Origin of the sequence: Streptomyces sp. NPDC051286 (genome assembly GCF_044455345.1) — a bacterium.
Taxonomy (GTDB): Bacteria; Actinomycetota; Actinomycetes; order Streptomycetales; family Streptomycetaceae; genus Streptomyces.
Window position 1 is genome coordinate 1 of the sequence record NZ_JBITER010000066.1, and the last position, 25,216, is coordinate 25,216.

The 25,216-nt window shown below is 69.4% G+C and carries 24 protein-coding genes and 3 pseudogenes; 16 read left to right on the forward strand and 11 right to left on the reverse strand.

Going from position 1 to position 25,216, the window contains the following annotated elements; all coding sequences use genetic code 11:
• Positions 1–210 precede the first annotated feature (210 nt).
• The 3 genes and pseudogenes from ACIBB8_RS34230 to ACIBB8_RS34240 form a co-directional block, all read right to left on the reverse strand.
• Positions 211–1,977, reverse strand: a complete 1,767-nt coding sequence (locus ACIBB8_RS34230; protein WP_398958833.1) for an FUSC family protein — start codon at positions 1,975–1,977, stop codon at positions 211–213.
• Between the two features lie 611 nt (positions 1,978–2,588).
• Positions 2,589–4,109, reverse strand: coding sequence for a S8 family peptidase (locus ACIBB8_RS34235; RefSeq protein ID WP_398958834.1), 1,521 nt, complete (start codon positions 4,107–4,109; stop codon positions 2,589–2,591).
• A 74-nt stretch (positions 4,110–4,183) separates the two neighbouring features.
• Positions 4,184–4,567, reverse strand: a pseudogene (locus ACIBB8_RS34240) (S8 family serine peptidase); the annotation flags it as partial.
• Between the two features lie 5 nt (positions 4,568–4,572).
• On the opposite strand from ACIBB8_RS34240, the pseudogene ACIBB8_RS34245 reads away from it, so the two are divergent.
• Positions 4,573–4,806 (forward strand): annotated as a pseudogene (locus tag ACIBB8_RS34245) (hypothetical protein); the annotation flags it as partial.
• On the opposite strand, the gene ACIBB8_RS34250 reads toward ACIBB8_RS34245, so the two are convergent.
• The 3 genes from ACIBB8_RS34250 to ACIBB8_RS34260 form a co-directional block, all read right to left on the reverse strand.
• The gene (locus ACIBB8_RS34250; protein WP_398958836.1) at positions 4,739–5,392 is read right to left on the reverse strand and encodes a hypothetical protein; all 654 of its coding nucleotides are present in this window, start codon (positions 5,390–5,392) and stop codon (positions 4,739–4,741) included. The pseudogene ACIBB8_RS34245 and the gene ACIBB8_RS34250 overlap by 68 nt on opposite strands.
• An 806-nt stretch (positions 5,393–6,198) precedes the next feature.
• Positions 6,199–7,062 carry a coenzyme F420-0:L-glutamate ligase gene (locus ACIBB8_RS34255; RefSeq protein WP_398958838.1) on the reverse strand — a complete coding sequence of 288 codons (864 nt, stop codon included), beginning with the start codon at positions 7,060–7,062 and terminating at the stop codon, positions 6,199–6,201.
• A 162-nt stretch (positions 7,063–7,224) separates the two neighbouring features.
• Positions 7,225–8,025: an SAM-dependent methyltransferase gene (locus ACIBB8_RS34260; protein ID WP_398958840.1), complete on the reverse strand. Its 801-nt coding sequence runs from the start codon at positions 8,023–8,025 to the stop codon at positions 7,225–7,227.
• Between the two features lie 437 nt (positions 8,026–8,462).
• On the opposite strand from ACIBB8_RS34260, the gene ACIBB8_RS34265 reads away from it, so the two are divergent.
• Both ACIBB8_RS34265 and ACIBB8_RS34270 read left to right on the forward strand, forming a co-directional pair.
• Positions 8,463–9,908 (forward strand): NF041680 family putative transposase, encoded by a 1,446-nt coding sequence (locus tag ACIBB8_RS34265; RefSeq protein WP_398958842.1) that lies wholly within the window; start codon positions 8,463–8,465, stop codon positions 9,906–9,908.
• Between the two features lie 440 nt (positions 9,909–10,348).
• Positions 10,349–10,972, forward strand: coding sequence for a nucleotidyltransferase domain-containing protein (locus tag ACIBB8_RS34270; RefSeq protein WP_398958844.1), 624 nt, complete (start codon positions 10,349–10,351; stop codon positions 10,970–10,972).
• Here the strand turns inward: ACIBB8_RS34270 and ACIBB8_RS34275 are convergent.
• Genes ACIBB8_RS34275 through ACIBB8_RS34285 form a run of 3 tightly spaced genes read right to left on the reverse strand, consistent with a single transcriptional unit; the run spans position 10,959 to position 13,918 of the window.
• Entirely contained in the window at positions 10,959–11,417 is a 459-nt protein-coding gene (locus tag ACIBB8_RS34275) for a PPC domain-containing DNA-binding protein (RefSeq protein ID WP_398958846.1), read from the reverse strand. The genes ACIBB8_RS34270 and ACIBB8_RS34275 overlap by 14 nt on opposite strands.
• Before the next feature lie 27 nt (positions 11,418–11,444).
• On the reverse strand, positions 11,445–12,446 hold the full coding sequence (locus tag ACIBB8_RS34280; protein WP_398958848.1) for an asparaginase: 1,002 nt from the start codon (positions 12,444–12,446) through the stop codon (positions 11,445–11,447).
• A 59-nt stretch (positions 12,447–12,505) separates the two neighbouring features.
• Complete coding sequence (locus ACIBB8_RS34285; RefSeq protein WP_398958850.1) at positions 12,506–13,918, reverse strand: helix-turn-helix domain-containing protein; 1,413 nt, start codon at positions 13,916–13,918, stop codon at positions 12,506–12,508.
• A gap of 304 nt (positions 13,919–14,222) precedes the next feature.
• Between ACIBB8_RS34285 and ACIBB8_RS34290 the strand changes: the two genes are divergently transcribed.
• From ACIBB8_RS34290 to ACIBB8_RS34350, 13 genes are all read left to right on the forward strand, one after another.
• Entirely contained in the window at positions 14,223–14,984 is a 762-nt protein-coding gene (locus tag ACIBB8_RS34290; RefSeq protein WP_398958852.1) for a hypothetical protein, read from the forward strand.
• Complete coding sequence (locus ACIBB8_RS34295; RefSeq protein WP_398958854.1) at positions 14,981–15,667, forward strand: dTMP kinase; 687 nt, start codon at positions 14,981–14,983, stop codon at positions 15,665–15,667. The genes ACIBB8_RS34290 and ACIBB8_RS34295 overlap by 4 nt, the downstream gene beginning before the upstream one ends.
• Positions 15,660–16,529 carry an isocitrate lyase/phosphoenolpyruvate mutase family protein gene (locus ACIBB8_RS34300; RefSeq protein ID WP_398958856.1) on the forward strand — a complete coding sequence of 290 codons (870 nt, stop codon included), beginning with the start codon at positions 15,660–15,662 and terminating at the stop codon, positions 16,527–16,529. The genes ACIBB8_RS34295 and ACIBB8_RS34300 overlap by 8 nt, the downstream gene beginning before the upstream one ends.
• The gene (locus ACIBB8_RS34305; protein ID WP_398958858.1) at positions 16,520–16,990 is read left to right on the forward strand and encodes an NUDIX domain-containing protein; all 471 of its coding nucleotides are present in this window, start codon (positions 16,520–16,522) and stop codon (positions 16,988–16,990) included. Before ACIBB8_RS34300 ends, ACIBB8_RS34305 begins: the two co-directional genes overlap by 10 nt.
• A 5-nt stretch (positions 16,991–16,995) precedes the next feature.
• Positions 16,996–17,661 (forward strand): TylF/MycF/NovP-related O-methyltransferase, encoded by a 666-nt coding sequence (locus tag ACIBB8_RS34310; protein ID WP_398958860.1) that lies wholly within the window; start codon positions 16,996–16,998, stop codon positions 17,659–17,661.
• Positions 17,658–18,581, forward strand: a complete 924-nt coding sequence (locus ACIBB8_RS34315; protein WP_398958862.1) for an NAD(P)-dependent oxidoreductase — start codon at positions 17,658–17,660, stop codon at positions 18,579–18,581. Before ACIBB8_RS34310 ends, ACIBB8_RS34315 begins: the two co-directional genes overlap by 4 nt.
• The gene (locus tag ACIBB8_RS34320) at positions 18,578–19,444 is read left to right on the forward strand and encodes a hypothetical protein (RefSeq protein WP_398958864.1); all 867 of its coding nucleotides are present in this window, start codon (positions 18,578–18,580) and stop codon (positions 19,442–19,444) included. Before ACIBB8_RS34315 ends, ACIBB8_RS34320 begins: the two co-directional genes overlap by 4 nt.
• Positions 19,445–19,474: 30 nt before the next feature.
• Positions 19,475–20,767, forward strand: coding sequence for a radical SAM protein (locus ACIBB8_RS34325; RefSeq protein ID WP_398958866.1), 1,293 nt, complete (start codon positions 19,475–19,477; stop codon positions 20,765–20,767).
• Positions 20,730–21,350, forward strand: a complete 621-nt coding sequence (locus ACIBB8_RS34330; protein WP_398958868.1) for a hypothetical protein — start codon at positions 20,730–20,732, stop codon at positions 21,348–21,350. Before ACIBB8_RS34325 ends, ACIBB8_RS34330 begins: the two co-directional genes overlap by 38 nt.
• A complete protein-coding gene (locus tag ACIBB8_RS34335; protein WP_398958870.1) occupies positions 21,347–22,066 on the forward strand; it encodes a 2OG-Fe(II) oxygenase in 720 nt (239 codons plus the stop codon). The genes ACIBB8_RS34330 and ACIBB8_RS34335 overlap by 4 nt, the downstream gene beginning before the upstream one ends.
• Before the next feature lie 90 nt (positions 22,067–22,156).
• A complete protein-coding gene (locus ACIBB8_RS34340) occupies positions 22,157–22,318 on the forward strand; it encodes a hypothetical protein (protein ID WP_398958872.1) in 162 nt (53 codons plus the stop codon).
• Positions 22,319–22,375: 57 nt separating this feature from the next.
• On the forward strand, positions 22,376–23,266 hold the full coding sequence (locus ACIBB8_RS34345) for an aKG-HExxH-type peptide beta-hydroxylase (RefSeq protein ID WP_398958874.1): 891 nt from the start codon (positions 22,376–22,378) through the stop codon (positions 23,264–23,266).
• A gap of 408 nt (positions 23,267–23,674) precedes the next feature.
• Positions 23,675–24,415 carry a DUF3825 domain-containing protein gene (locus ACIBB8_RS34350; protein WP_398958876.1) on the forward strand — a complete coding sequence of 247 codons (741 nt, stop codon included), beginning with the start codon at positions 23,675–23,677 and terminating at the stop codon, positions 24,413–24,415.
• Between the two features lie 37 nt (positions 24,416–24,452).
• Here the strand turns inward: ACIBB8_RS34350 and ACIBB8_RS34355 are convergent, their stop codons facing one another.
• A complete protein-coding gene (locus tag ACIBB8_RS34355; RefSeq protein ID WP_398958877.1) occupies positions 24,453–24,824 on the reverse strand; it encodes a WD40 repeat domain-containing protein in 372 nt (123 codons plus the stop codon).
• Between the two features lie 211 nt (positions 24,825–25,035).
• Positions 25,036–25,146 (reverse strand): annotated as a pseudogene (locus tag ACIBB8_RS34360) (FMN reductase (NADPH)); the annotation flags it as partial.
• Positions 25,147–25,216: the final 70 nt, after the last annotated feature.

Consider the following 25,216-nt stretch of genomic DNA (forward strand, 5'->3'; position numbering starts at 1 on the left):
GACGGCAGCCGCCTGATAGCCACACCCAGCACCCCTGGGCGACCCAACCCTACGAATGGCTCGATCAACCCGATCAAGACGGTAGAGCCGCCTGATAGCCACACCCAGCACCCCTGGGCGACCCAACCCTACGAATGGCTCGATCAACCCGATCAAGACGGTAGAGCCGCCTGAATCAGGGGGCGCGCACGGGCGGCACTCCGCGTGGCATCACCTTCCCCGGACGAGCCGCTCCAGGAGGAGGTAGGCACGCTGCTCCGCGGCAGCGAGTTCTGTGGGGTCGATCTCCGCCGGCCAGAGCTCGCCCGCCACGGCGTCGTCGGCCTCCCGCAACTCCACCACAGCTGCCGCCAGGTGAGTCTGGACGATCGGGTACGACGGCTCCGAGCAGTCGTCCAGCACCTGCTCGGCACGCTCGGACGCCTCCGTGCACGCGGCCAGCGCGTGCTCCGCTCGAACCGCCGCGCGGTCGTGGACCACCAACAGCGCACACGCCAGCGCGATGGCGATCCCGAGGAGGCTGCTCAGCGCCCGGTCCTCGACGAGGGCTCCGGCAGGTGAGGGAGAGGCCAGGTCGGACAGCAGCAGAGCCAGTGGCGTGAGGAAGACGACGCCGAGACCGTAGTTGCGCGCCACGACGTACTCCAGCAGGAACTCCAGGAGCACGATCACCAGGACGAGCACCACAGGGGCGGGGCCCGCGGACAGCACGCCGAGCGCGAGCATCAGTCCGGCGACCGTTCCCAAAGTGCGCTGGACGGCGCGCTGCGCCGCCGTGCGGACGTTGATCGAATGCAGCACCGCGGCGGCGGAGATCGCCGCCCAGTAGCCGTGACCGAGGCCCAGAAGAAGGGCCGCCCATCCGGCAAGACCGGTGCCGATGACCATCCGTAGGGCGGGAACGATCAGGACCGACACGTGTCCGGGGCCGCCGGGGCGCCGCCCCGTCACCAGCTCCGCGGCGCGCAGCTCGGCAGCGCGCGGGGCCGTCGGATCCGCCGGAACCGGCTCGGAGACCATGCCGGCCTGGGCGACCAGGGACGGGAGCGCCAGCTCGGGCAGGAGTCGCGGAACCCGGTGGCGACGGCTCACAAGCAGGCGGACCTGGCGGCGCAAGTCTCCCGCCAGGCGGGTGGGGTCGTCCGGCGGCCGGCGGGCGGCACCGATCAGCAGCGACCAGGAGAGGTCGGTCAGACGGACGCACGTGCCGCCCCGGCCGCCCTGCTCGGCGGCTGCCGGAGGCAGGAGGCCCAGAGTCCGATACGCCTGTAGAACAGCGGCGGTCGCCCGGTGCCGGACGAGCTTGCTTCCGTTCCCCGCGCCGGTTGCCTCCACCAGGTCCGCGAGCTCGCGCAGAGCCGCGGCCACCGCGAGGCGCTGTGGGCGATCCGGGTGCACGAACCAGCCCGAAACGGCCAGTACCCAGGCCACGGCCGCACCGCAAGCGGCCAGGGCGGTATGGGGAAGGACGTCCGCCGGGGCGGGCGAACCATTGGCCGCCACGGCGAAGGAGAAGAGCAGCAGCACCGCGCCCAACCCGCTCAGGCGCGCCGCGTCACAGGCGAGTTTCGCGATCCCGGCCACCGCGGCCATGGCCGCGACCACCACGGCGGCGGCTCCCCCGTCCCGTGGATGGGCCCACGCGGCGAGAGCCGAACCACAGCCCACGCACGCCGTCATGGCGGCCGCGACCAGCGCGAGCACGCGGGCACGGCGCGCGTACGGCAGGTTGCGGCCGAACGTGGTGGTGAAGGAGCCCAGCATGGCGTAGACAGCCTGGTCGGCCTGCCCGGCCAGTGCCATGGGCAGCGCGGGCAGCGCCATCGCCAGCGCGGCACGCAGGGCGAAGGACAGGGCACCGTCCACACTCTGCAGGGCGAGCGCGCCACGCGGGGAGAGCGCGCGCCCCACACGGGCTGCCGACCGCCTCGGGCTGCTCCCGATCACAGCAGTGAACAGAAGACGCAAACGGGGCATACGCGGTGTATATCACCTATGCCAGGTGCCGGGCGGGTCCTGGAGTGCTGAAGGCACAGGTGCCGGGGGTCCGCGACGGCGACCAAGTGGAGTTCATCGATGAAGAGGGTGAAGTCGCCGCTCGCCGCCCGGACGTCCCCGATGGCCTTCTTCAAGCGTTCCCCTCGGAGTGTGGCGCACCTTCCTCGCCTTGCCGGAGGCCGCCTCGCCGCCCGCGACCTCGTCGTTCGCGGCCTGCTCCGCGTCCACCTCGCCCAGGCCGCAGCCAGGATTCCGATGTCCCTCGCCACCCCGGAGCATGATGTGCCGGTGCCAGGCCGTCCAGTGGCGGACCTGGCAGTGGTCCAACCCGACCTGGCCTTTCGCGGCCTGGAAGCACTCACCTGTACTGGTCCCCGAGGCAAGTGCCGCTGCCCGAGCTGGTCCGGGTGGCCGGGAGCCGGTGGTGTATCGAGGTGATCAACCGTCGGCTACGCCTGCCCGACAGCGCCTGGTGCCAGGACACGCAGCGCCGCACCCGTGCCGGAGTGCCCGTACCAGACGCAGTTCGCGAAGGGGCCGAGATTGACCAACCAGAGTCGACGGCCCGGCCCCTTGCGCGCGGAAGCCGCCTACTTCGTCACAGCGTTCAACGCGTTCACGATCCCCACACCGTAGAACCCGTTGTGGTTCTTCGACCCCTTGCACACGGCGTCGATCTTGCCGTCGGAGTCGATGTCGTACGGGTCCGTGCACGGCGTGGCGTCGGCCTCGGAGGACAGCAGGGCCTTCACCTGGCCGGGGGTGGCGTGCGGGTGCGTCGACTTGATGAGGGCGGCCACCCCCGCGACGTGCGGGGACGCCATCGACGTGCCCTTCGCGTAGCCCCACTTACCGCCGGGCAGCGTGCCGAGGATCCGGCCGTCGGTGGCCGGCGCGGCCGGGGGCTGGTAGTCGTCTCCACCAGGCGCGGCGACGTCTATGACGTTCAGGCCATAGTTGGAGAACGACGACTTGATGCCCTTCGCACCGGTCGCGGCCACGGTCACCACACCCGGCAGCTGGGCTGGTATGTCCAAGCACTTGTGCGGATCGATCACCCGGTCACCCGGCGTGCCGTCGTTCGGGGAGTCGGGGTCGGTGATGGAGTCCGCATCCAGGTCGTGACTTTCGTTGCCCGCGGCCGCGACGTTGACCGTGCCCTTGCGCTCCGCGTACCGCGAGGCCCGGGTGATGGCATCGACGAGCGCCTTCTGGTCGGCGTCGTCGAGGCAGTCGAAGTTCCAGGGGTCGGTGTAATAGCTGTGGTTGGTGACGTCCACGTGGTGCTCGGCCGCCCAGACGAAGCCGCAGACCACGGCCTCGGTATAGACGTAGTCTTCCGGGTCGGACACCTTGATGCCGGCGACCTTCACGCCGGGCGCGACGCCGGTCATGCCGATGCCGTTCTTGGCGGCCGCGATCTCACCCGCGACATGTGTGCCGTGGGCACTCCCCGACGAGCCCGGCCGCCAAGCCCCGTCGGTGGTGTCCGGTTTGCCCGACACGCAGTTGACGGACGCGTCGCGGTTGAAGTTCGGGGCGAGGTCCGGGTGGGTGTCGTCGACGCCGGTGTCGATGACCGCGACCGTGACGTCGCGGCTGCCGAGCGTCTTGTCGTGCGCCTTGTCCGCCTTGATGGCGGGCAGGTCCCACTGCAACGGCTCCAGCGGGTCCTGGTCACCGGCCGCCGCCGCCTGCGCGCTCGCGAACTCCTCGGCGGTGAGCTCCTTCGGCGCGCCCATGTCGGCGGTCGACTGCGCGGCAAGGGGCGCGGTGCGGGTGGCTCCGGCCGACTGCACGCCCGGAACCTTGCGGATGGTCCGGGCGAAGTCGGGGTTCGAGGAGTGGACGACGATCACGCCGATCTGGTCGTACGCGATGACGATCGTGCCGCCCGCGTCGGCGATGGCCTTCTTCACCGTCGTGGTCGGGCCTTTTCCGGTGGCGATGTTGACGACGTAGCTGAGGGTGGCCGAGTCGGCCGCCGAGGCCTTCGGGGCGGTCTCCGCTGCTGACGCGGTGGCACCCGGCAGTAAGGCGAAGGCGGTCGCCATGGCCATCCCGAGCGGGAGGGCGATGAGACGACGGGAGCGCGTGCGCGGCGCTGTCATAGAGATCTCCAGTTGGTTCGCTCGCGGTACGGGTGGTATGACGCGTGCGGAGCTCAACGAGTTGATCGACGGGGTTACTTGACGGCCCGCGGGACGTTGACGACGCCGAAGCCGTAGAAACCGTTCACGCGCTTGCCGCCGGTGCAGGTCGCGTCCACGACCCCGTCGCCGTTGTAGTCGTAGGGGTCCTTCGGGGAGCCCGGGTTGTCCGCCTGCGTCTTCAGGAGCGCCAGGAGCTGCGCCGGAGTCGCCTTCGGGTGCGCGGCCTTCAGCAGCGCGGCCACGCCCGCGACGTGCGGCGACGCCATCGACGTGCCCCGCAGGAAGGCCTACTGGTTGTTCGGCATCGTGGAGAGGATGCGTTCGTCCTTGGACGGCGTGCACGCGCTGACGTACTTGTCGCCGCCCGGCCCCGCGACATCAACGACTCCGTTTCCGTAACTGGAGTAGCAGGACTGGGCGTGTCCACGACGACAACGCCAACGTCATCAGCCAGACCGTCAAGGGCACGTCCACGACCTACAACTACGACCGCAACCGCCTGCTGACGGCGACCGCATCCGGCGTCTCGGCCAACTACAACTACGACCCGTTCGGCCGGACGGAATCGGTCACCTCGGGCGGCAAGGTCATCGAGCGCAGCGTGTACGACGGCTTCGACCACGTCGTGGAGTCCCAGAAGATGGACGACACCGGCGTATCAGCAGCAGGCCCGGCCGCTCGCGCACCAGTTCGGCATCGACCTCCAGCATCGCGGCCAGCACCTCGCGCTCGCCGAGCTTCGGATCGGCCAGCGCCCACAGGATCGGCATCCCCGAGGGGGTGCACACCAGGTACAGCCGCAGTCCCCAGAAGAATCGCGAATGCGACGCGCAGTAGCCGTAGTTGGCCCAGCCCGCCAGTTCCGAGCGTTTGACCGTGGGGCGGGACATCCCGCACGGCACCGGGGTCGAGTCCGTGATCCACACCGTGTCGTGCCAGAAGTCGGTGTCTTTGGCGAGCACCCGTATCACGCGTTTGATCTGCGGCAGTGCGGCACGCAGCCGTTTGTTGTAGCCGGCATCCTGCGGGATGAAGGGGAACATGTCCTGGAGGTGTGTACGGACGTACCGCAGCCAGCGGGCCTCGCAGTGGAACCCGAGCATCGCCTGCATGACCGCCAGGCACAGCAACTCCGAGTGACTGAGTTTCGGTGGCCGGCCCGGCAGCCGCCGGATACCGGCCAAGTCGTCGTCGATCTTCACATACAGTGCGGTCACGAGGGTGTTCAGGTTCGTCGTCACAAGCGATCATGAACACCCTCTCTTCGTGCCCGCAGGCATTCGGAAAGACTCGTCTAGGGTAAGAGGCTAGATGATATGAGCGTTCCATCGCGATATGCAGGTCGACTGACGATTGGGAGTTTCATGTTCGGACTCCTTGCCGTCGTCTCGGGATGTGGAACCCTGCATGCAGGAAATGCTGGATCTTCCACATCCGCTGCCGACCCGAGGATGTACGCCGGGTGTGCTTCTGGGCGGAGCCTGGAAGAGGTGAAGAAGGTTTACGGTCTCGTGATCCCAGCAGGGGTCCAGAGGCTACGATTCTGCGAGCAGGAGCATTGGTCTGGAGCGTCCGGAGAAATGCGGTTCGATTCATCCCGGGAAGTCATGGATGAGTTCCTGTCCAAATCCAGTAAGTCGACGGTAGAACTGACGAAAATCACTTCTCCCCAACTGGATGGAAAGTGGCAATCCATCGCCGAAGGCACACCGATAGAGAGCGGCAGCTACGTGAATAGGGTGGAAGGTTGCGACAACGACATAACCGTCGACGTGGTTTCCCTGTCAGGGGATAGCGTGCGAACGTACGTCGACATGGTCTGCGCATCGTAAGCTGCAAGGCTTATGAAAGCTGGCACTTCGGTCAGGGGGAGCGAGTCCTTTGAACGACTTCTACGAGCAGGTGAAGCAGCGCGGCGCAACGCCTGATGTCGAAGCCCGACTCCGCAGCACCATCTCGAAGCTGAAGAAGACGATCGCCAACAAGAACACGGAACTCGATCAACTCCGCGCCGATGTCCCCGCTCTCATCCGGGCCGTCAACCAGCTCACGCTGGAGAATCTCCAGCTCCGTGAGGAGCTCGCGAAGCCCGAGCGCCGCGTGGTCCCCTTCCCCGGGCCTCGACAGCCTTCCTGAACCGGCTTCGCAGCCGCAGGTCAGCGGGGGCTTCGGCGGAATGGCCCCCGTGATGCAGGACCGACCGCACGCCCTCGTCGCTCGATTCGTACTCCACACCGCGAACGCTCACGACGGGGGCGCCGCGGCCTCGCTGGCCGAGGATCACCCCCGCAGCCGCGGCCACCAGGTCGACCAGGGTCTCTTCCTGCCGCTTGGTCCTGCCGCCCGGCTCGGCGTGTTCGGTGTCCCGCAGCGGGGCAATACCGGCGGCACCGATCGCGAGCACGGTCGAGCCGAGACGGTCCGCCCGACCGTCCGAGTCGGCAATCACCACCGCGACCTGGGCTCCCGCCGCTGCGGCAATCGCATCGCGCAGCCCTCGCGCGGAGGCGTCCGGGTCGGCCGGCAGCAGCCACACGCCATCGAGTCCATCGCGGTCCACGCCCGCAGACGTCAGCTGATAGCCGAGCCGATGCCGGGCAATGATCGGTCCTCGCTCTCCGGCCACGAAATGTTCATCAGATTCGTCCAGAACGACTTGAACTACCTCGGCTGGCTTTCCCGTCCTGGCGGACAACCCCAAGGCCAAATCCCCTGGGGTGACTGCGGCCAAATCGACGCGCCTCTCTTCCGAGATCGACACCACCTTCGACGCAACAACGATCACGTCCCCCTCGCACAACGAGATGTCCTGCGCATCCAGGGCCGTTGTGATGACGGACCCCAGATCATCGCCGGGGGAAATCCGAGGGAAGGGCTCCACCGAGAACGCCGAGAACGCTGACGTGGTCATCAGAAGGTCTCCAGAAGAGAGGAATCGCCGGCGGGTCACTGGTGCCGCAACGTCGTCGAGCTGCGGCCGTCAGGCAGGAGGGGCCGCCGGTGACGGTTGGGCGATTTCGGTGCCTGTTCCGGCCCGATCGTGTCGGGGCGTTGATCGTGCCGGAACGGTGGGCTACCGCTTGGCGGCCACGAAGCCCCACTGGTCGACCGGCTCGCCGGTCACGGGTCCTTCGGGGCGCCAGAGGCTGATCGAACCGAAGCCCGGCTCCACCAGGTCGAGCCCGTCTGCGAAGGCCCCGATGATGTCCTTAGGACGCGAGATGTACGGCAGGGCACCCCCGCTGGCGTACTCGTCGGACCCCGCCTGGGTCTCCGGCGTCTCAATGGTGTCGCACAGCATCAGGTAACTGCCCGTCGGTAGGGCCTCCAGGTAGCTGCGAAGGAGCGCAGCGGCCTTGTCCGCGTCCGTCACGTGCCCCAGCGTCGAAAGCAGCATCACGGCGACCGGCCGGCCGAGGTCCAGCGTCCGGGCGGTCTCGCGCAACACCGTCTCCGCGTCCGTCAGGTCCGCGTGCACATAGTCCGTCACACCCTCGGGTCGGCTGGACAGCAGCGCACGGGCGTGAGCCAGGACGATCGGGTCGTTGTCGACGTACACGATCCGTGCTGTCGGATCGACGCTCTGGGCAACCTCGTGCGTTGCGTTCGCCGTCGGCAGGCCGGTTCCGAGGTCCAGGAACTGCCGCACCCCTGCCTCAGCAGCCAGGTAGCGTACCCCTCGCGCCTGGAATGCCCGGGAGGCGCGCGCTATCTCAGTGATCTGCGGGTACAGCTTCTCCATCGTCGCTCCGAGCCGGCGGTCCACCTCGTAGTTGTCCTTGCCGCCCAGCCAGTAATTCCACACCCGCGCCGAATGCGGCGTGCCCGTGTCGATGCCGTCCATCGGTGTCCGGATGTCCTGCTCGTCAGCCATCGGCCCTCTTCGCGTCGCTTGCCCATGCACGGACAATCCCGTACCGTGCACGGCCATGCTTCCCCACCCGCCTCGTCCACACCAGCCCGATCAGGAAACAACTCGCTTACGTTGATGACTCCTTACGGTGCTGCGGTGGTGCCGGGCAGTGCGGCCGGAGAGGGAGCGGACGGCGTCCAGCAGTCTGCGGGAGCTGCCCGGTGACGGCGAATTCGTGATCACGGCCCGGGCGCTTGGACAGGCCGTCGTGTATGCCAGATGGTTGCCGTGCGGGTCGGGAAGACACACGACGACGTGGCCAGACTGCTGAATCTTGACGTTTAACGTCGCAGGTCACCCGACCTGCTGATCTGCGGTTCTTTCCGGGACAGCGGGGGCGGCCGTTCTCCACGCTTCGAGATGTCGAGTCACGAAGTACAAGAGAACGGCCGCTGTGTATGAGTCTGTCTATCGATGCGCCTGCAGGCGAGGCGTTGGACGTGTTGTCCCGCTTTCGGGTCGAGTTCTACGAATGCCTCTACGCCCGCGCGGACGTGCTCTTCGAGCTCGCCGACGCGGTGTTGTGCGCGGACGGGCCGGTGAAGACGCTGGTCGAGCTGTCGCTGGCGGTCGAGCATCGACGTGGGCACGGCGCCCAGTACGCAGCCTTGGACCGGGGCTGGCTGGAGCCGATGCGCTTGCGCCGGACCCTGGCCGGCCTGCCGCTGCCAAGGGCGGCCGACGGGCGGATCGTGCTGGCCGTGGACGTGTCCAACTGGTTGCGCCCGGACGCCCCCACCAGCGACGAGAGACTGTTCTGCCACGTCTATGGACGCGGTGACCGCAAGACGGACCAGCTGGTTCCCGGATGGCCGTACTCTTTCGTCGGCGCGCTGGAGTCCGGCCGCACGTCCTGGGTCGCGCTGCTGGACGCCGTGCGTCTGGGCCCCGCCGACGATGCGACCGCCGTCACCGCCGCCCAACTACGCGATGTCATCGGGCGGTTGACACAAGCCGGGCATTGGCAGCCGGGCGACCTGGAGATCCTGATCGTGATGGACTCCGGATACGACGTTGCCTACCTCTCCCCCGTCCTGGCCGACTTGCCGGTCGTGCTGGTCGGGCGCCTGCGCTCGGACCGTGTCATGCTCCGCGACCCGGGCCCGACCCGTTCCGGCCCGAAGGGCGGGCGGCCCCGCCGGCACGGCGGCGTCCTCACCTTCGCCAAGCCCGACAGCTGGCACGAGCCCGACGCCACCACGGTCACGGACACCACCCGCTACGGCCAGGCCGAGGCGATCGCCTGGGACCGGATGCACCCAAGGCTCACCCACCGCGGCCCCTGGCTGGAGCACGCCAAAGAGGAACTGCCCGTCCTGCACGGCACGTTGATCCGTCTCAAGGTCGAGCGCCTGCCAGGCGACCGTGACCCGAAACCGGTCTGGCTGTGGTGCTCAGCCACCGCCGCCACCAGCGCTCAGGTGGACCTGTGGTGGCAGTCCTACCTCCGCAGATTCGATCTTGAGCACACCTTCCGGCTGATGAAGCAGACGCTCGGGTGGACCGCCCCGCAGGTCCGCCACGCCGACACCGCCGACCTGTGGACCTGGCTCGTCATCGCCGCTCACACCCAGCTCCGCCTTGCCCGCCCCCTCGCCGAAGACCTCCGCCGCCCCTGGGAACGCCGCACCGAACCCCGCCGCCTCACCCCCGCCCGCGTCCGCCGCGGGTTTCGCAACCTCCGACCGACCGCGGCCTGCCCAGCAGCCGCACCGAAACCTTCCCGCCCCGGCCCCGGACGGCCGCCCGGCTCGAAGAACAGACACCGCGCCAAGCGCCACGACGTCGGCAAGACCGTCAAACGCGCCGAAACCATCAAGGAGCACGAAGCCCGCCGAGGATAAACGTCAAGCTTGAGGACACGTCGCAGAACCGCGCGGGCTTCGCCGGTCGGGTTGAGGGTGTGGTCGGTCCAGCGGTATACGAGGCCGAGAGCGGCGGACGGCGCGCTGATCATCGGGCGGCGGACCTCCTGTGGGTGACGTCGATGGCCTTCTCCCAGGGCTGCGACGTGGTCGCATAAGTGCGGCAGGTACGCCGCTGAGAAGCGTACGGCCGCAGGAAGCACCCTGGCTTCGGGCGCGCGGCCCCGGGAGGATCGTGGCTCAAGCACCAGCCACGAGGCCGGTCGCGAGTCACGCACTCAACGATGGCTGCCGGTGCCCCTGAGGCTCATGGGCGTTTATGAGCGCAGGGGCGGGCGAGCGACGAGGCGCTCCAGCGAGACCGCCGACCCGCCGCCGGCCTTCACTTCCGCCCGTCTGATCACTGAGAGTATGAGCGGGTGAGTGCTGACGTGTTGGGACGCTGGGTACCGGATCGACCCAAGGATGTGGCCGCGGTCTTCGCCAAGGCGGACTTCCCGTGGTGGATCGCCGGTGGCTACGCGATCGAACTCGCGGTCGGCCGCGAGCTGCGCGCACACGGCGATCTCGACGTCCTCGTCCTCCGGCGCGACCAGGCCCTCGTACGCGAACTGCTGGTCGACTGGGACCTGTACGTGGCGGACCCGCCCGGCCAGGGGGAGCTTCGACCGTGGCGTCCTGTAGAGGTCCTTCGGCCGCCGCTCCACGACATCTGGTGCCGCCGCACACCCGAGGCGCCCTGGTCGGTGCAGCTCATGCTGGACGAGGCCGAGGGCACCCAGTGGGTCTCGCGGCGCACCCCGGAGATCCGGCGCCCGATCGACCAACTCGGGCGAACGAGCGAGACGGGCATCCCGTACCTCGCGCCTGAGGTGCAGCTCTTCTACAAAGCGAAAGCGACCCGGGACAAGGACGAGACCGACTTCGAAGCTGTGCTGCCGCTGCTCGACGCTCCGGCACGCGCTTGGCTGGCGGACGCGATCAACGTGATCGCGCCCGACCACCCCTGGCTTCGCCGGCTCCTGCCGGTCAGCCGAACGTGAGCAGCGGAACGTCGTAGAGGTCGGGGTTCCGGGGCCGGGTCATCGTGGGTGACGTGACCTCCACGATCAGCAGTTCGCTGAGGAACTGGACCTTGGCGCTGAGGAGGTGGCTCGTCCTGCCGTCGGCCGACTGGGCCTTCAGGCCGGCGGAGACGTGGATGTGCGGGAGTATCTCGCCGGTGGCGGGGTCATGGGCGAGGGTGCCCGCGCCGAACGCCTCGACGTTGGTGACGTACGTCTTCGCCCAGACCGGTGCGTCCGGGTCAGCGAGCTTCTCGCAGGCGCCCACGATCTCGGCCTCCGCGAAGGCCCCGATGAACGAGGGGATGTAGCCCTGGCGTACGCCGTTGTCCCGGCAGAAGGTGGACAACGCCTCGAAGAAGTCCTCCCCGTGGTCGAAGGTGACACCGAAGGTACGGCCGACGGTCAGCTCCTGAGCACGCATGTGCGGGTGTCTCCTGACGATGTGGGATCAGCGGGCGGAGGCAGTGGTGAAGGTCTCGCGGAGCGTCGCTCCGTCGGCGCCCCGGGCGAGCAGGGCGTGCAGCAGGAGCCGCGCCTGGTACGGGCCGAGGTCTCCGGCACCAATGAGCCCTCGTCCGAGGAGGTCCTTCTCGGAGCCGGGGAAGCCGTACGTGTCGGACAGGACCGGGCCGTTGCCGATGCGGGAGGCGAGGACCACGGGGATGCGGGACGCGAGCTTGGTGAGCCCTTCGACGAGACGCTCCGGGACGTGGCCGACGCCGAAGGCCGCGACCACGAGTCCGTCACAGTTGCCGTCCCACAGGTCGAGCAGGGCTCGGTCGTCGCCGAGGGTGACGGTGTAGAGCCCGACGCGCGCCTCACGGTCAGGGGCGCCGACCAGCGGTCCGCGGCGCGGCAGCCCGCCCACCATCCGCACCCGATTCTCCGCAATCCGCGCGATCGGGCCGCACGCCGGTGAGGTGAAGGCGGCGGGGCTGGTGGTGTGGGACTTGCGGACGGTCCGGGCCGAGTGGACCTCGTCGCCGAGTACGACGAGGCAGCCGGCGCCGCTGAGTCCGGGGTCGGCGGCGGCCAGGACGGCGGCGTGGAGGTTGGCCGGACCGTCGGCGCCGGGCAGGGTGGGGTTGCGCATCGCGCCGGTGACGACGACCGGCTGTTCGTGGCCGTGGTAGAGGTCGAGGAGGAAGGCCGTCTCCTCGATGGTGTCGGTGCCCTGGGTGATGACGACGCCGTCGACGTCTCCGGTCTCCAGCTCCGCCGTGATCGCGGCCGACAGTGCGGTGAGGTCCTCGAAGGTCAGGGAGGCGCCGGGCAGACGTCGGAAGTCCCGTACCTTGAGGCCGATTCCGCTCGTGGCCAGGGCCGGTACCGCGGCGAGGAGTTCGTGGGCCGAGAGCGCGGGTACGACGCCTCCGGTGGTGGGATCCGTGGTCATGGCGATCGTGCCGCCGAGGGAGAAGACCGCCACGTTCCTGACCGACTCCGTCATATCCCCTGCTCCCCTGTTCGGACGCCGCCGAGCGCGGCCTCACGAGTGGTTCACGCAGGCTATCGGGTCGGCGCCGTCCGGGTACGAGGAATGATCACCAGCTGCTCGGCCACGAACCGGCAGGCGGCCTCCAGCCCTTCGAGGCCGAGCAACCGGCTGCGCGGCCGGGCGAGCCGCTCCGTGCCGACGGCCGACAACTGTGCGCACCGGCGACCGAGCCAGGAGGCGTCAAGGCCGAGGTACTCCGCCGTTGTCGCAAGGCGCTGTCCGACCTGCTCGGCCGCCGTGGCCGAGTGGTGGCTGACGTGGCCCGCCACATCGGCGAACGTCCGCAGGGCTCCCGGCCGCGCGGTGACCGCGAGATGGGACGCCCCCTCGGTCCGTACCCATGAGGCGATGACGGCACGGCGCCCGTGGGAGAGCGCGAAGCCGTCGGTGTGGGCGAAGCCTCCGTCGTCGGTCACCCAGGTGCGGACGCCGAAGGACTCCATGAGCGCAATGGCGAGGAAGAGCAGAACGCGCTCGTACGCCGGCGAGGAGGCGACCGCCGTCTCGGGGACGCAGAACCCCCGGCCACTGGTACTGCCCGGACGTCGTGGTGCCATTCGTTCGAGGTAGCGGTACTTGTGCCGGAAGAACAGCCATGTGGCGGCCTCCTCACCGCGCTGTTCCCTGGTCCAAAAGACGGGTGCGTCGCCCAGGTGGTCACGGTGGCCCAGGATGTACCGGGCTGCGGTCTCCGAGCCGATCAGCATCCGGGAGACTTCGGTCAGGCCGTAGTCGAAGGCGAGCGGCGAGCCTGGGGAAGCGGTGAGCGAAGCCAGCGAGGTGTGGAGGGTCTGGTCGTCGCCGAGCAGTGCCGCCTCGAATCCCGACATGGCCCACAGGATGCCGTAGGTCAGGTCGTCCAGTTCGTATGCGGCGGGGATGTCGACCGGGTCGGAGGCGGTGGTGCGTACGCCGCTCGGTCGGGCGTCGGTGACGAATTGCCGGACCGCCCCGTCCACCGTGCGGTTCGCGACGACGAGCGCGCGCATCGGCATGGTGCGCCAGGCATCCAGCTCCGGGCGGGAGTCGAGTCTCAGGCTGTCCCCGAGGAACGAGGCCGCGGGAAGGGTCAGCACAGGAAGCGCCGTCGTCGAGACGGACCGGCCGGCGGGTAAGAGAAGCTGGCCTGGCCCTTCGGGCAGCGCAGCGTACCCACGGGCTCCGGTGTCCGCCGTTCCCGGTCGGCCCGTGGCGTCCGGGGTGTGCGGATCGGCCGTGGGTAGGAGCCCGAGCAGTTCCTCCGGAACTCCCAGTGCATCGGTCCACTGGACGAACTGCCGTCGGTCGCGGATCTGTTTGAGCCCGCGTTCCAGTCTGCTGACCTCGGCCTGGTCGATGCTGACCATCCGCGCCACGCCCGCCTGGGAGAGGCCCGTGTGCTTCCTGAACAGCTTGACGACGGTGCCGAGTTCCCATGCGGCCACGGCTCGCCGGACCGTCGGATCACGCCAGAAGGCCGGGTCGGCCCGTCGGGCGGCCGGCCCGTCCTGGCACGAGGCGCATCGTGTACCGGCGTTGAAGCGACTGAGAAGGGCACCGCAGCGCGTACACCGCCGCTGTCCGCTGTCGACCATGGTCGGCATTCTCCCTCTCTGCAACCACCCGGACACGTTCCGCTGGTGGGGCTCATAAACACTCATAGGCGTGGGCCTTCGTGGCGGCCATCGTGGTGGAGCACCACCGACCGGAGCCGCGTGCCGCGACTCCCCGGACGTGAGGATCCGACCTGTGACCTCCTTGACCCTGCCGTCCAGGCCCCCCGGTTCGCCGCCGCTGGCCCATGCCTGGCAGACGCTGGCGGAGGGGCTGCTGACCCAGCGGCTCCATCTCCATCTCGACGAATGGCGGGCTGCCGTCGCCGAGGAGAAGGCACTGCCGGACGTGCCGGGCGCCGATGTCTCCGTGCTGGCCCAGCGCCCGTCTCCGCTGCCGGCAGGCGACGAGTCCGCGATGGCGCTGCTGGAGGACGCCGGGCTCGGCTTCTGGTGGGAGCTGCCCGAGCGGCACGGAGCGGAGTCGCGGAACCGGCACGGGGCACTTCACCGCGCCGCCGACACCGCTGCCCAGAACCTCCTCGCGGAGCAGTCCGGGGCGGCCTGGTCCGACGCCGTGACCGCCGTCAGCGCCGCCGCCGCGTGGTGGGTGGGCTTCTTCGCGGTCATTCGCCACCGCGGGGTCCACCACATCACGCTGGAGCCGCACCCGAGCCCGCTCCATGAGCAGGCCCTGGGCACCGCCGTGAGCGTCGTCGCCCACGGCATGGCCACGCGGGTGCTGGAGGCGGCGCTGCGCGACACCGCCGACGACCCGGCGCTCCGCGCCGCGTACTGCCGGGCCGTTGAGGCCGGCATCTGCGTCGAGCCCGAGCTGCCCCGACTGATCGACGAGTTGGCGGAGCTGCGGCTGGTGGACCTGGTGTCCACCACGGCCCGCTGGCGAGGCCGCTTCACCAAGTACGCCGGCGGCACGGGGGCGGGGCAGGTCGAATGAACCACCGCTATCCGTTCATTGTCATCGAGGGGCTCGACGGCACCGGCAAGACGACGCTGCGCAAGGGCCTGTTCCGGCTCTGGGAGGGGCTCTACGGCGTCACCCCGCTGTGCGTGCTCACCACCAACTTCCTGGCCGCCGACCAGGCCGCCGCCATCGTCACGGGCAAGTACCAGCCGAACGCCGGGAACCGTGACGCCTACCTGTCCGCGATCGCGGCGGACAAGCGGGCCACGTTGGATCGTCTCGTGCTCCCCCAGCGGACGGCCCGGCCCGTGATCGCGGATCGCTGGCTCCTCAGCGAGCTGGCCTTCTTCGCCGTGAAGCACGGCATGAGGGTGTCGGAGACGTACGAGGCGCTGGCCTCGCAGCTCACCGTGGCTCCGGATCTCACGCTTGTCCTGGACCTGGAGACCGACGCCTCGATGAGCCGGGCGCAGGCCCGACAGGGTGACGCCGTCCGGGCCGACTGGGACGTGCACGACGTCCAGAGCCGGGTTCGCAAGACCTACGAGGCCGTGGTCACGAAGCCCAACGAGTTTCCGCTCCTCGGCGACGTGGTCCGGCTGGACGCCCGCCGACCCCGGTCCGAGGTGCTGCTCGCCGCCTGGGACGTACTGCGCGGACGGCAGCTGGTGCCGCCCATCGCCGCCCACGCGGAAGGAGGAGAGACCCATGGCTGACGGCATGAAGGCGATGCGTCTGCGTGAGGCCCTCGACGACAGCGAACGGAAGCACCCGTTGCTGGCTGTCGGTGCGGTGAACGCGCTCGCCGCGCACGTTGCAGCGGAGGCGGGCTTCGACGCACTGTGGGTGAGCGGTCTGGAGGTGTCCGCGGCCTCCGGGCTGCCGGACGCCAACGTCCTGGGCCCCCGGGACCTGTCCGACGTGGTCGCCTCGCTCGGCCGTGTCACCGATCTGCCCGTCATCGTGGACATCGACAACGCGGGTGGTTCAGGGCGCACGGCGGAGCGGTTCGCGTACGACCTGATGCGCGTCGGAGCCGCGGCGGTGTGTGTCGAGGACAGCGCGTACCCAAAGTGCAACAGCTTCGCGGCCCACCGGGCCCAGGCCCTCGCCGACCGGGACCTGCTGCGCGAGCAGGTGGGGCGCATACGGAAGGTCGCCGGTGACGGCCTCGTGGTCGTGGCCCGCACCGAGGCCCTGATCGCCGGTGAGGACATGGCCACGGCGATCGCCAGGGCCGAGGCGTACGCCGAGGCCGGGGCGGATGCGGTACTCATCCACTCCAAGGATGCGACCGGTGAGCAGGCGCGGGCCATCGGACGTGCGTGGAGCCACGGCGTGCCGCTGGTCAGCGTGCCCACGGCGTTCCCCGACCTGAGCGCCGCCGAACTCGGCGAAGCCGGCTTCCGCCTCTGTATCTACGCGAACCAGCTCAGTCGTGCCGCCCTCGCTGGTATGCGCGCCGCCGCTCGTCAGTTCCGGCGCGGAGGGAGTTTCCGCTCCACCGTCGCGGGGTCTCTGGCGGAGGTCGGCGACCTGATGCGTGTCGGCGAACCGGAGGCGCTGTCGTGCCTCTGACGCCCGAACTGCCTCGGATCAGTGTCTCCGTGAAGGCGGCGATCGTGCGCGACGGCGCCGTCCTGCTGCTGTCGTACGACGACGAGGCCGGGTTCCACTACAACCTCCCGGGCGGCAAGGCCCAGGTCGGCGAGGACCTGCGCCAGGCCGTGAACCGCAAGGTCGCGCAGGAGACCGGCCTCCAGGTCGTGGCCCAGCGTCTGCTGTGCGTCGTCGAGTACGTCCCGGAGTCGTGGCAGGGCGAGTTCGGAGACGTCCAGAAGGTTCAGTTCAACTTCCTCGCCGAACAGGTGGACGACGCCGAGCCGCGCATGCCGGAACCGCCGGACCCCATCCAGGTGGGCTTCGAGTGGGTTCCGCTGAAACGTCTGGGCGACGTGTACCTGCTGCCCCGGATCAACCGCCCGCTGTCGGCGGCGTTGAACGGGGAGCTCGCCGACCCCTTCGTGGACAGGTGGTGACCTTCATGGATCCGACGCTGAAGGATCTGCAGGAGTGGCTACTGCGGGAGCACTCCGGGACGGTCTGTGCCGACCGGCTTCGCGTGATCGCCGACGAGCTCGCCGACCTGACCGCCCGCGGTCTGCCGGGAGCCGTGGTCGAACTCGGCTGCTACAGGGGCGCGATGGCCCTCTGGATCCGTAGCGTGCTCGACTCGCTGGGCGACCGCGACCGCGAGATCCATGTCTACGACTCCTTCCAGGGCATGCCCGCGCCCGGCGCCGAGGACTCGGACCATCTGGCGGCAGGCCAGCTCCTGTCGTCCCCGGACGACGTGCGCGCCACGCACTCGGCCTGGGGCAGGCCGGCCCCGGTCATCCATCCGGGGTGGTTCGACGAGACCCTTTCCAAGGAGCTGCCCGACGAAATCGCCTTCGCCTACCTGGACGGCGACTTCTACGACTCGACCCTCACGGGACTCGCGCACTGCGTCACCCGCCTGGTGCCGACGGGCGTGTTGCTTGTCGACGACTACGCGGACACTGCGGTCAATCCGCGGGCCTGGGACGGGCTCCCAGGGGTGAAGCGCGCCTGCGACGCGTACTTCGGCGCGCCGTCACCCGTGACCGTCGTCGTCGGCGAGGGTGATCTCGCCTTCGGCCGCTACGAGAAGCCGGAGTTCCTCCGATGAGCGCTGTCCTGGTGCTACGCGGTGCGGCGGACGCGAGCGCGATCCGCCGCGCCCTGCCCTATGTCCTCGTACACGAGTTGCCGGATCTGGATTCGCCTCTGCCCGCCGCCACGGCCGTGCTCGTGCTGCGTTCCGGCGTCCGTCTCGGCGAGAGGGAGCTCGACGCGCTCCCTCGTCTGCGGCACGTCGTACGGACCGGCTCCGGCATCGACCACATCGACGTGAACGCCCTCCGGCACCGTGGCATCACGCTGCACCGCAACGCCGAGGCCGGTGCGGACGCCGTGGGCGAGTGGGTCCTGGCCGCTGCCCTGGCCCTGGCCCGGCGGATCCCCTTGGGGCAGCACGCGCTGCTGCTGGGCAGGCACGAGAAGCAGGCGTGCATGGGAGCGTCACTCGGCACCCTGGCCGCAGGTATCTGGGGCGCGGGTCCGGTGGGGCTGGCCGCCGAATGGACCCTCGCCCCCTTCATGGGCCGCGCGGCCTTCGCCGCGTGGCCGTCGAACCCTCCCGGTCTGCGGGAGGTGTCACAGACAGCGCTCATGGAGCAGTCGCAGGTACACGTGATCGCTCTGCCGCTGCGCCCCACGACCGAACAGCTCATCGGTGAGGATTTCCTCACGCGCGTCGCCCCGCAGCGGCCTCTGCTGATCTGCGCAGGACGGCTGGAGACCCTCGACGTCACCGCCTGCCTGCGGGCACTGGCGGACGGGAGGCTCTCCGGGCTCGCCCTCGACCCGGTCGAGCGGGAGCACCTGCCGCTCCTCACCGGGTCCACGACGCCGCTCAACCTCCTGGCCTCGCCTCACATCGGCGCCCAGCGCTCCGACGTGCGCGGCGCGCTCGACCGATGGGCCGTCGATCTCCTCAGGGAGATCACCGCTGACAACAAGATCCTGATCGAAGGAGGCCACCGGTGAACCCATCGGCACGATTGCGCCGGGAGATCGCCAACAGAGTCGCCCAGGCGCTGGTCGCGTCCGGCGAGGCCCGCGAGGTCTGGCTGGAGGGAGCCCTCGCCTGCGGCTTCGCCCACGCAGCGAGCGACATCGACCTGCGTGGCATCGTGGACGGCGACCTTCCGGCATGGGAGTCGCGCATCGTGGACGGCGTCCGTGTCGACCTCCAGGCGACGGCGCCGCAGCGGGTCGAGGAACTCCGTCACCTGCTCCGCTCCTTCGACGTCCGCCGCGACGACCTCGGATCGTTCCGCCGGGTACGCGCCTCGATGCACGACCTTATGTGTCTGCGTACCGCCCTCTCATACGGCTCCGGGCGCTGGGATCCGGTACTCGCTCCCGAGGAGCGCCAGGGCTACCGACGCTGGGCGGTCGCCGACCAGGCCGAGGTCGCGGCGAGTCTCGCAGAGGACCTGACCGGCCTCGTCGAGGACGGCCTGGCCGAATCGGCCGGCGTCGTGTGCCGGAAGCTGGAGACCTGCCTCACCGCGCTCGGCTGCGCGGCGGCCGGGCACCCGGTCCTCGGCGACAAGTGGCTGCCGCTGCTCGCCGACGCGCAGCCCCGCCCGCCGATCGACCCGGCTCTCGAAGAGACGTGGGAGTGGTTCCGCCCCGTACAGCGACGTGTGACGAGAGCGCTCCTGGACTGCTGGCCCGTCGACGACCCGCTGCAGAAGCCTCCCAATCTGGGTGCCCCTGACGCCGGCTGGCTGCCGCAGCGGTACGCCGACGGGTGGTTCCTTCGCCGCGGCGACGTCCACATCCCCATCACCGGCGGACAGCTTCTCGGGTGGCTGTCCACGGTCTCCACCGATGGCGCGTAGACCGCGCCTCTCCTCCTCTGGAGTCCTCTGATGCCCGTCACCCGCACCGCCTCCATCGACCTGGAGAGTCTCTACGCCCCGCTGTCGAGCACCGGGCCGGACACGGCCGTCTCCGTCATCCTCAAGCTCCGCGGGGAGACCTGCGACATCGACTGCCTGTACTGCTTTGAGAAGCGCAAGGAGTCACCGGGCGGCGCCCGCATCAGCGCGGAACAGGTCCACCGCCTCGGTTCGATCTTCTCCGGGCGTCCGCTCAGCGTCGAACTCCACGGCGGGGAGCCCCTGACCGCCGGCCGGGAACGGATCGCGGAGATCCTGGACGCGCTCGCCGCACAGCCGAACATCATCCGCGTGAGCCTCCAGACCAACGGCCTCCAGCTCGACGACGCCTGGCTGGACCTGTTCGAGCGGCACTGCCCCCAGCTGGAGATCGGCATCTCCCTCGACGGGGACGCACTGGGGAACTCGTGGCGTGTCGGTTACGACGGCCGCCCCACGTACCCCCAAGTGATCGAGGCCCTGGAACTCCTCGGCCGTCGGGAACGCCGCGTCGGCGTCATCTGCGCCGTCACCCCGTACGTCCTCGGCCGGGCCTCCGAGGTCATGGAGCACCTCGCCTCCTTTCCCGCCGTGACGACGGTCAGCCTGGTGCCGTGCTTCGACGCGGCGGTCACCCGTTCGACCACGGTGGCGGGATCCCGTACGCCGACCAGCCGGGCACTCCAGCGACGGGCCATCGGCCCCACCGGCCCGGCCTGGGCCGTCACGCCGCGTCAGTACGCCGACTTCGTGCTGGAGGCCGCCCACCACTGGGTCGCCGACGGCCTGTTCCGCCGCGTCAAGCTGGAGCCCGTCGTCTCCGTCATCCGCCGCCTGAGGGGTCTACAAACCCGTTCCTGTCACTTCTCCGACTTGAAGTGCGACCACGTCCTCACCCTTTATCCCGATGACCGCCTGGGAAGCTGTGACGAGCTGCCCTGGCCGCAGGCTGGCCTGGCCGCGCTCGGTGACGTACACGCTGCGGCCGACGTGGCCAGCGCCCAGGGCAGCTCTCCCCTGCTCCGGCAGGCACGCTCCCTGGTCACCAAGTGCACGACCTGCGACTACCGCGACACCTGCGGCGCGGGCGGTCCGCCTCCGCTTCGCCGCCGCGGGCGACGAAGACGCGTACTGCGACCACCGCATGCGCCTGATCGACGGCGTCGCCGCCCTGCTCGCCCAGCCGGATCTCCCGCCCGTCGCCTCCTGTTCCCGGCTGCGCTGGCGCCCCGTCCGCCCCAACGACATGCACCATGTCGTGGCGTTCCTGGCCCGCTGGGATGACCCCGCCGCACCGCGCCCGCCAGCACGTCTCCAGGTAAGCGCCCACGGCAACATCAACACGGTCGGCCTCCCCGGCGTTCACGAGGCGGACGATCTCGACCCGCGACACCCCCAGTGGTACGAGGGCATCGAGCCCGGCGTCCGCCCGGTCGTCGACGCGCTCACCGCGGGCTGGAACACCGTCACCTATGACAGCTGCCAGGGCCACGCCTACGCCGACCTCCCCGGAGCCGAGCCCCGGTTCCTCTCGGTCGGCATCCTGCCGCGCGACCGCGCCGAGTACGCACGAACAGCGGAGCGCCTGTGCCGTGCCGCCAGCCGAGCCGAGGCCTCCCTGCCCGGAGTGTGTTCGCTGGTCCTCGGTCGCAACGAGCTCACGTGCCGCACCACCGGCCGGGTGTATCCGACGCTCGACCTCCATCTCGTACCCTCTGCCGGCACCACGCCTGCCGAGTACTTCGAGGACCTCACCGAGGCCGTGCACGTACTCACGGAGGCCCTGGCCGAGGCCAGGTCTGCCCCGCCGTCCGCCCTCTGCGCCTGCGCGGCCGAAGCCCACTGCAGCGATGGAGGCGAGCAGTGATCCACATAGCCGAGACGCTGTCCATCCGGACCGTGGAGAGCTTCCTCAAGCCGGACGAGATCGAGCGCCTCAACGACGTCATGGACGACGCGCTCGGCTCCCTCGGGCGCGACCGGTACGGCGCGGGCCGTCATACGACCATCCACGAGATCCCCGGTCACTCCCCCGCCGAGGCGCAGGACGTCTACGAGCCGGCCGGCCGGATCGAGATGACCGACATCCCGTACGAGGCGACCACCCTCCTCGACCAGGCCCTCAGGCTCCACATGGCCGCAATCAGGCGCACCCTGCCGTCGGTCACCGGCCACCGGCCGTGGATCTACCTCGAGTACGGCGTGGGCCAGTACATCACCCCGCATGCCGACGGCATCGCCCCCGATCCCCTCACCCGTCCCCGCCAGATCGCCGCCGCGACGGTCACGCTCACGGACACCCAGGACACAGGCGGGGCGTTCTACGTGGAGACCACGGGCAGCGACGCCGCCTGGACCACCGACGAGCCACCGACCGGATCGGGTTACGCCCCGGGGATGCGCTTCGCACACGACGGGACGGACATGTCCTCTCCCTGGTTTCGCAGCATGCCGCGCACGCAATGGAGCGTCGCACCCGCTCCCGGCACTCTCGTGGTCTTCGGCAGCCAGCTCGTCCACGGCACCGAACCGGTCCGCGCCGGCCGCGTTCGCAAGTTCCTGACGCTCTTCGTCTCCGAGTAAGGAGCCATGCATCCGTGACCGGCCCCCGCGGCCCGCCCCCACCAGCCCTTCGCCCCGACCCACCGCCCCGACCTGAGGAGAGAGCGAGCAGTGGCAGACGACAAGACGTTCGACGAGTTCCTGGAGGCGGTCGCGTCCCTGCGTGACAGCGACCCCGTGCGCACCACCGCGCACACCTCCAACGCGGCTACCGAGACCTGGCTGGCCACCACGGCGCAGCCCGACGTCGCTGAGCCCACCACCGAGTCCTGACCTGCCACGGGGCCGGGCCCGTCCCGGTCCGGCCCCGTTCCACTCCCGGAGCCCCAGATGAGCGCTCTCTCCCCGGAAGCCCTGGTCGCCCTCGGCGGTATCGCCGACCACCAGCGCCAACGAACCAGCCGTATCGCCTCCGTACTCGGCAACCGCCTCGGCTCGTCCGCCCTCGACTACGCCGTGGCCCACCACCTACTCGAAGGCGCCGAACACGCGGCGCGCGTCCGCGACGCGGACCACCTCGCCTGGTGCCGCCATACGACGGTCCGAGACCTGATCCACCTGTCGGCCGGCCCGCACATCGTGCTCAGCCCTTGCCCCGCGGACCTGCTCCGCTCGGAGATCTCCGAAACCGCGTACTACCTCGTCGGCCCCGACACCAGCCCTGCCCCACCCGAGGCCCATGGCCTCGTTCGTGCCGCCCTCGCCTCCGCGACCGAGCACGGCTTCGGCACACTGCTCGCTCAGCACGCCCCCGTGATCTGCCTGCTCAACCGTCGCCAGCTCGACGAAACCCTCCACAGCTGGGCCCTCACCCGCCTCCCGGGCACGGTCTTCACCGACTACACCGCCCACCCCGAGGTCCTGGCCCGCGACCTGATCCACGAGGCCGCCCACAACTGGCTAAACGACGCCCTGACCGCGCACGCCGTCAGCCTCCCCGCCGACGTCACCTTCTTCTCTCCCTGGCGAGGGACCCCGCGCCCCATCTACGGATTCCTCCACGCTTGCTGGGCCTTCTCCCTCACCGTCCTGTACGCGCGGCAGGCCCGCTGCAGCGCCACAGGTGCGATGGTTCCCTTTCTTGATGCCCATCTGCGCCAGCAGGAGAGTCAGTTCGCGTCCGTGTCCAAGGCACCGGCGGAGGCGCTCTCCTACGTGGCCGCCGAGGTGGTCCGTGATCACGTCAGCCGCGCTGTAGCGAGGGTCCTTCAACCGGCATAGCATCTGCGTGCTCTTGTCGGCACCGCATCCTCGCTGAGGCAACTGGTGACGGCATCTCATGAAGCTCCTGACGATGCCTAGTTACATGGGAGAGACTGTCGGGCACTTCCGACATGCGACCTTGAGAGACTTCCTGTGACCAGCGAGAACCGCCCCTTGGCATCACCAGCAGACCTTGCTCGCCTGAAGCAGCGCTTCGACGGAGCGATGCCTCCGGCACCGCCTGCGCCTGCGCCTGCGCCTGCGCCTGCGCCTGCGCCTGCGCCTGCGCCTGCGCCTGCGCCTGCGCCTGCGACACGATCACCCCGTCTGTCTGGCAACGCGCTCTACGAATACGCGCACATGGGGAAGGTTCGATCGAGCGCCAGTCTTCGCGAGGGCTCTGGTGAGCCCGACCTTTTCGACCGCTTGGCGGCTACAGCAGAGCCTGAAAACTGGGACGGGCGGGAGGCAGACGCACCGAGCGGAAACCGCATCCTGCGCAATTACATCCGGTGGACGTTCGAGCGCGCACACCAGCAGGGCAAGATCTCGACGAGCACCGATGGGTCCTACTCCGCCTTCAACACAGGACTGGCAACTGCGCGGCAGGAGACGATCTACGGGCTCTTCCGTCGCAACGACCGGCCCGACAGCCAGCCGTGGGTCTTCGTCGACTGGCGTCTGGAGAGCAAGCGCGACTTCATGGATCACTTCCCGCCCTCTCTGCGTCCCGACTTCGTCACCTACACCGACGACCCCGCGGACTACATCTACGACTGGCGTCGGGAACTCGTCGTCAGCGTGGACCACATCCTCGACGATCAGGGAAACCTTGCCCGATTTCCCACAACGCTCCAGGGAAGCCCCCACCTTGCACGCATGGCACTGAAGGGGGCCATCGACGGAGCGGAGGACCGAGTCCGCCGCAACTACAAGGCAGCAGTACCCACCTGGTACCCGGCGCAAGACACGGTTCAGCTCCTGCTCCCGCTTTCGCTCCTCGACGCCAGCGTGGTGGACCTCGCGCTGGTGGTCTCCCGGCAAGGAGAGTTCTACCGTGGCCACACGGTTCTCACCACCGCCATGGCATACAACAACGCCCGGCTGCTGGCTCGCCCCGACAGCGACTGGCTGCAACCCGCCGCCGACGAAGAAGCTCCGTCGTAGGTCAGCTTGGCTACTGAACTTGAATTCGTGATGTCCGTCAGGCGTCCATGGCCAGGCCGGTGCCGACAAGGCAGCCGTCGACCACCTCGGGCTGGTACTGGGTCTGCCCCAGCTTGCGCTTGACGGCTGGGGGGACCTGGGAGAGGTCAGCCGCCGCGAGATTGCCGATCTCGCGTTGACCAGCGACCAGATGCCCTCCTGCGGGTTGAGGTCCGGTGAGGCTCGCCGTGCAGACGCCTGTCACAAGGTCCCACACCCACACGTGGGGGAAGTCGTCCCCCACGACGAGCGTCCTTCCGTCGATTGAGATGGACAGTGCGCGCACGCCGCCTTCGTGACCGGCCAGTTCGGCGGTGCGTCGTTGGCTGTGCGCGTCCCACAGCTCCACGGCCTTATCACGGCTGGCCACGAGCACGGCGCCGTCCGGCGAGTAGACGAGGTCGAGGTAGCTGGTGCCGCGCCCGGTGCCTGCCTCAAACTGCAGTGCATACCTGGCTCGTTTCGGGGGCGTCGCTCTGTTGCGTCGAGGACCCGAACGGTCCCGTGAAGGTGGGTTGCGGATGTGCTCGCCGGCAGGTGAGTAGGCCAGGCCCGGCAGGAGTCGGCGTGGCCACCACGGCGGCTCGCCGGACCGCCTTGTGCCGGAAGCCGGCGGCGAGCAGGGCCTCGGCAGGGATGGTGCGGACGTCCAGCGGGATCACCTCGTCCTGCGTTCCGCGTAATTCAGCGTCCTAGAGTCACGAATCTGGGGTCTGACCTGCGCGGACATGGGTGAGGGCGCCTGAGAGACGTTTCTCTAGG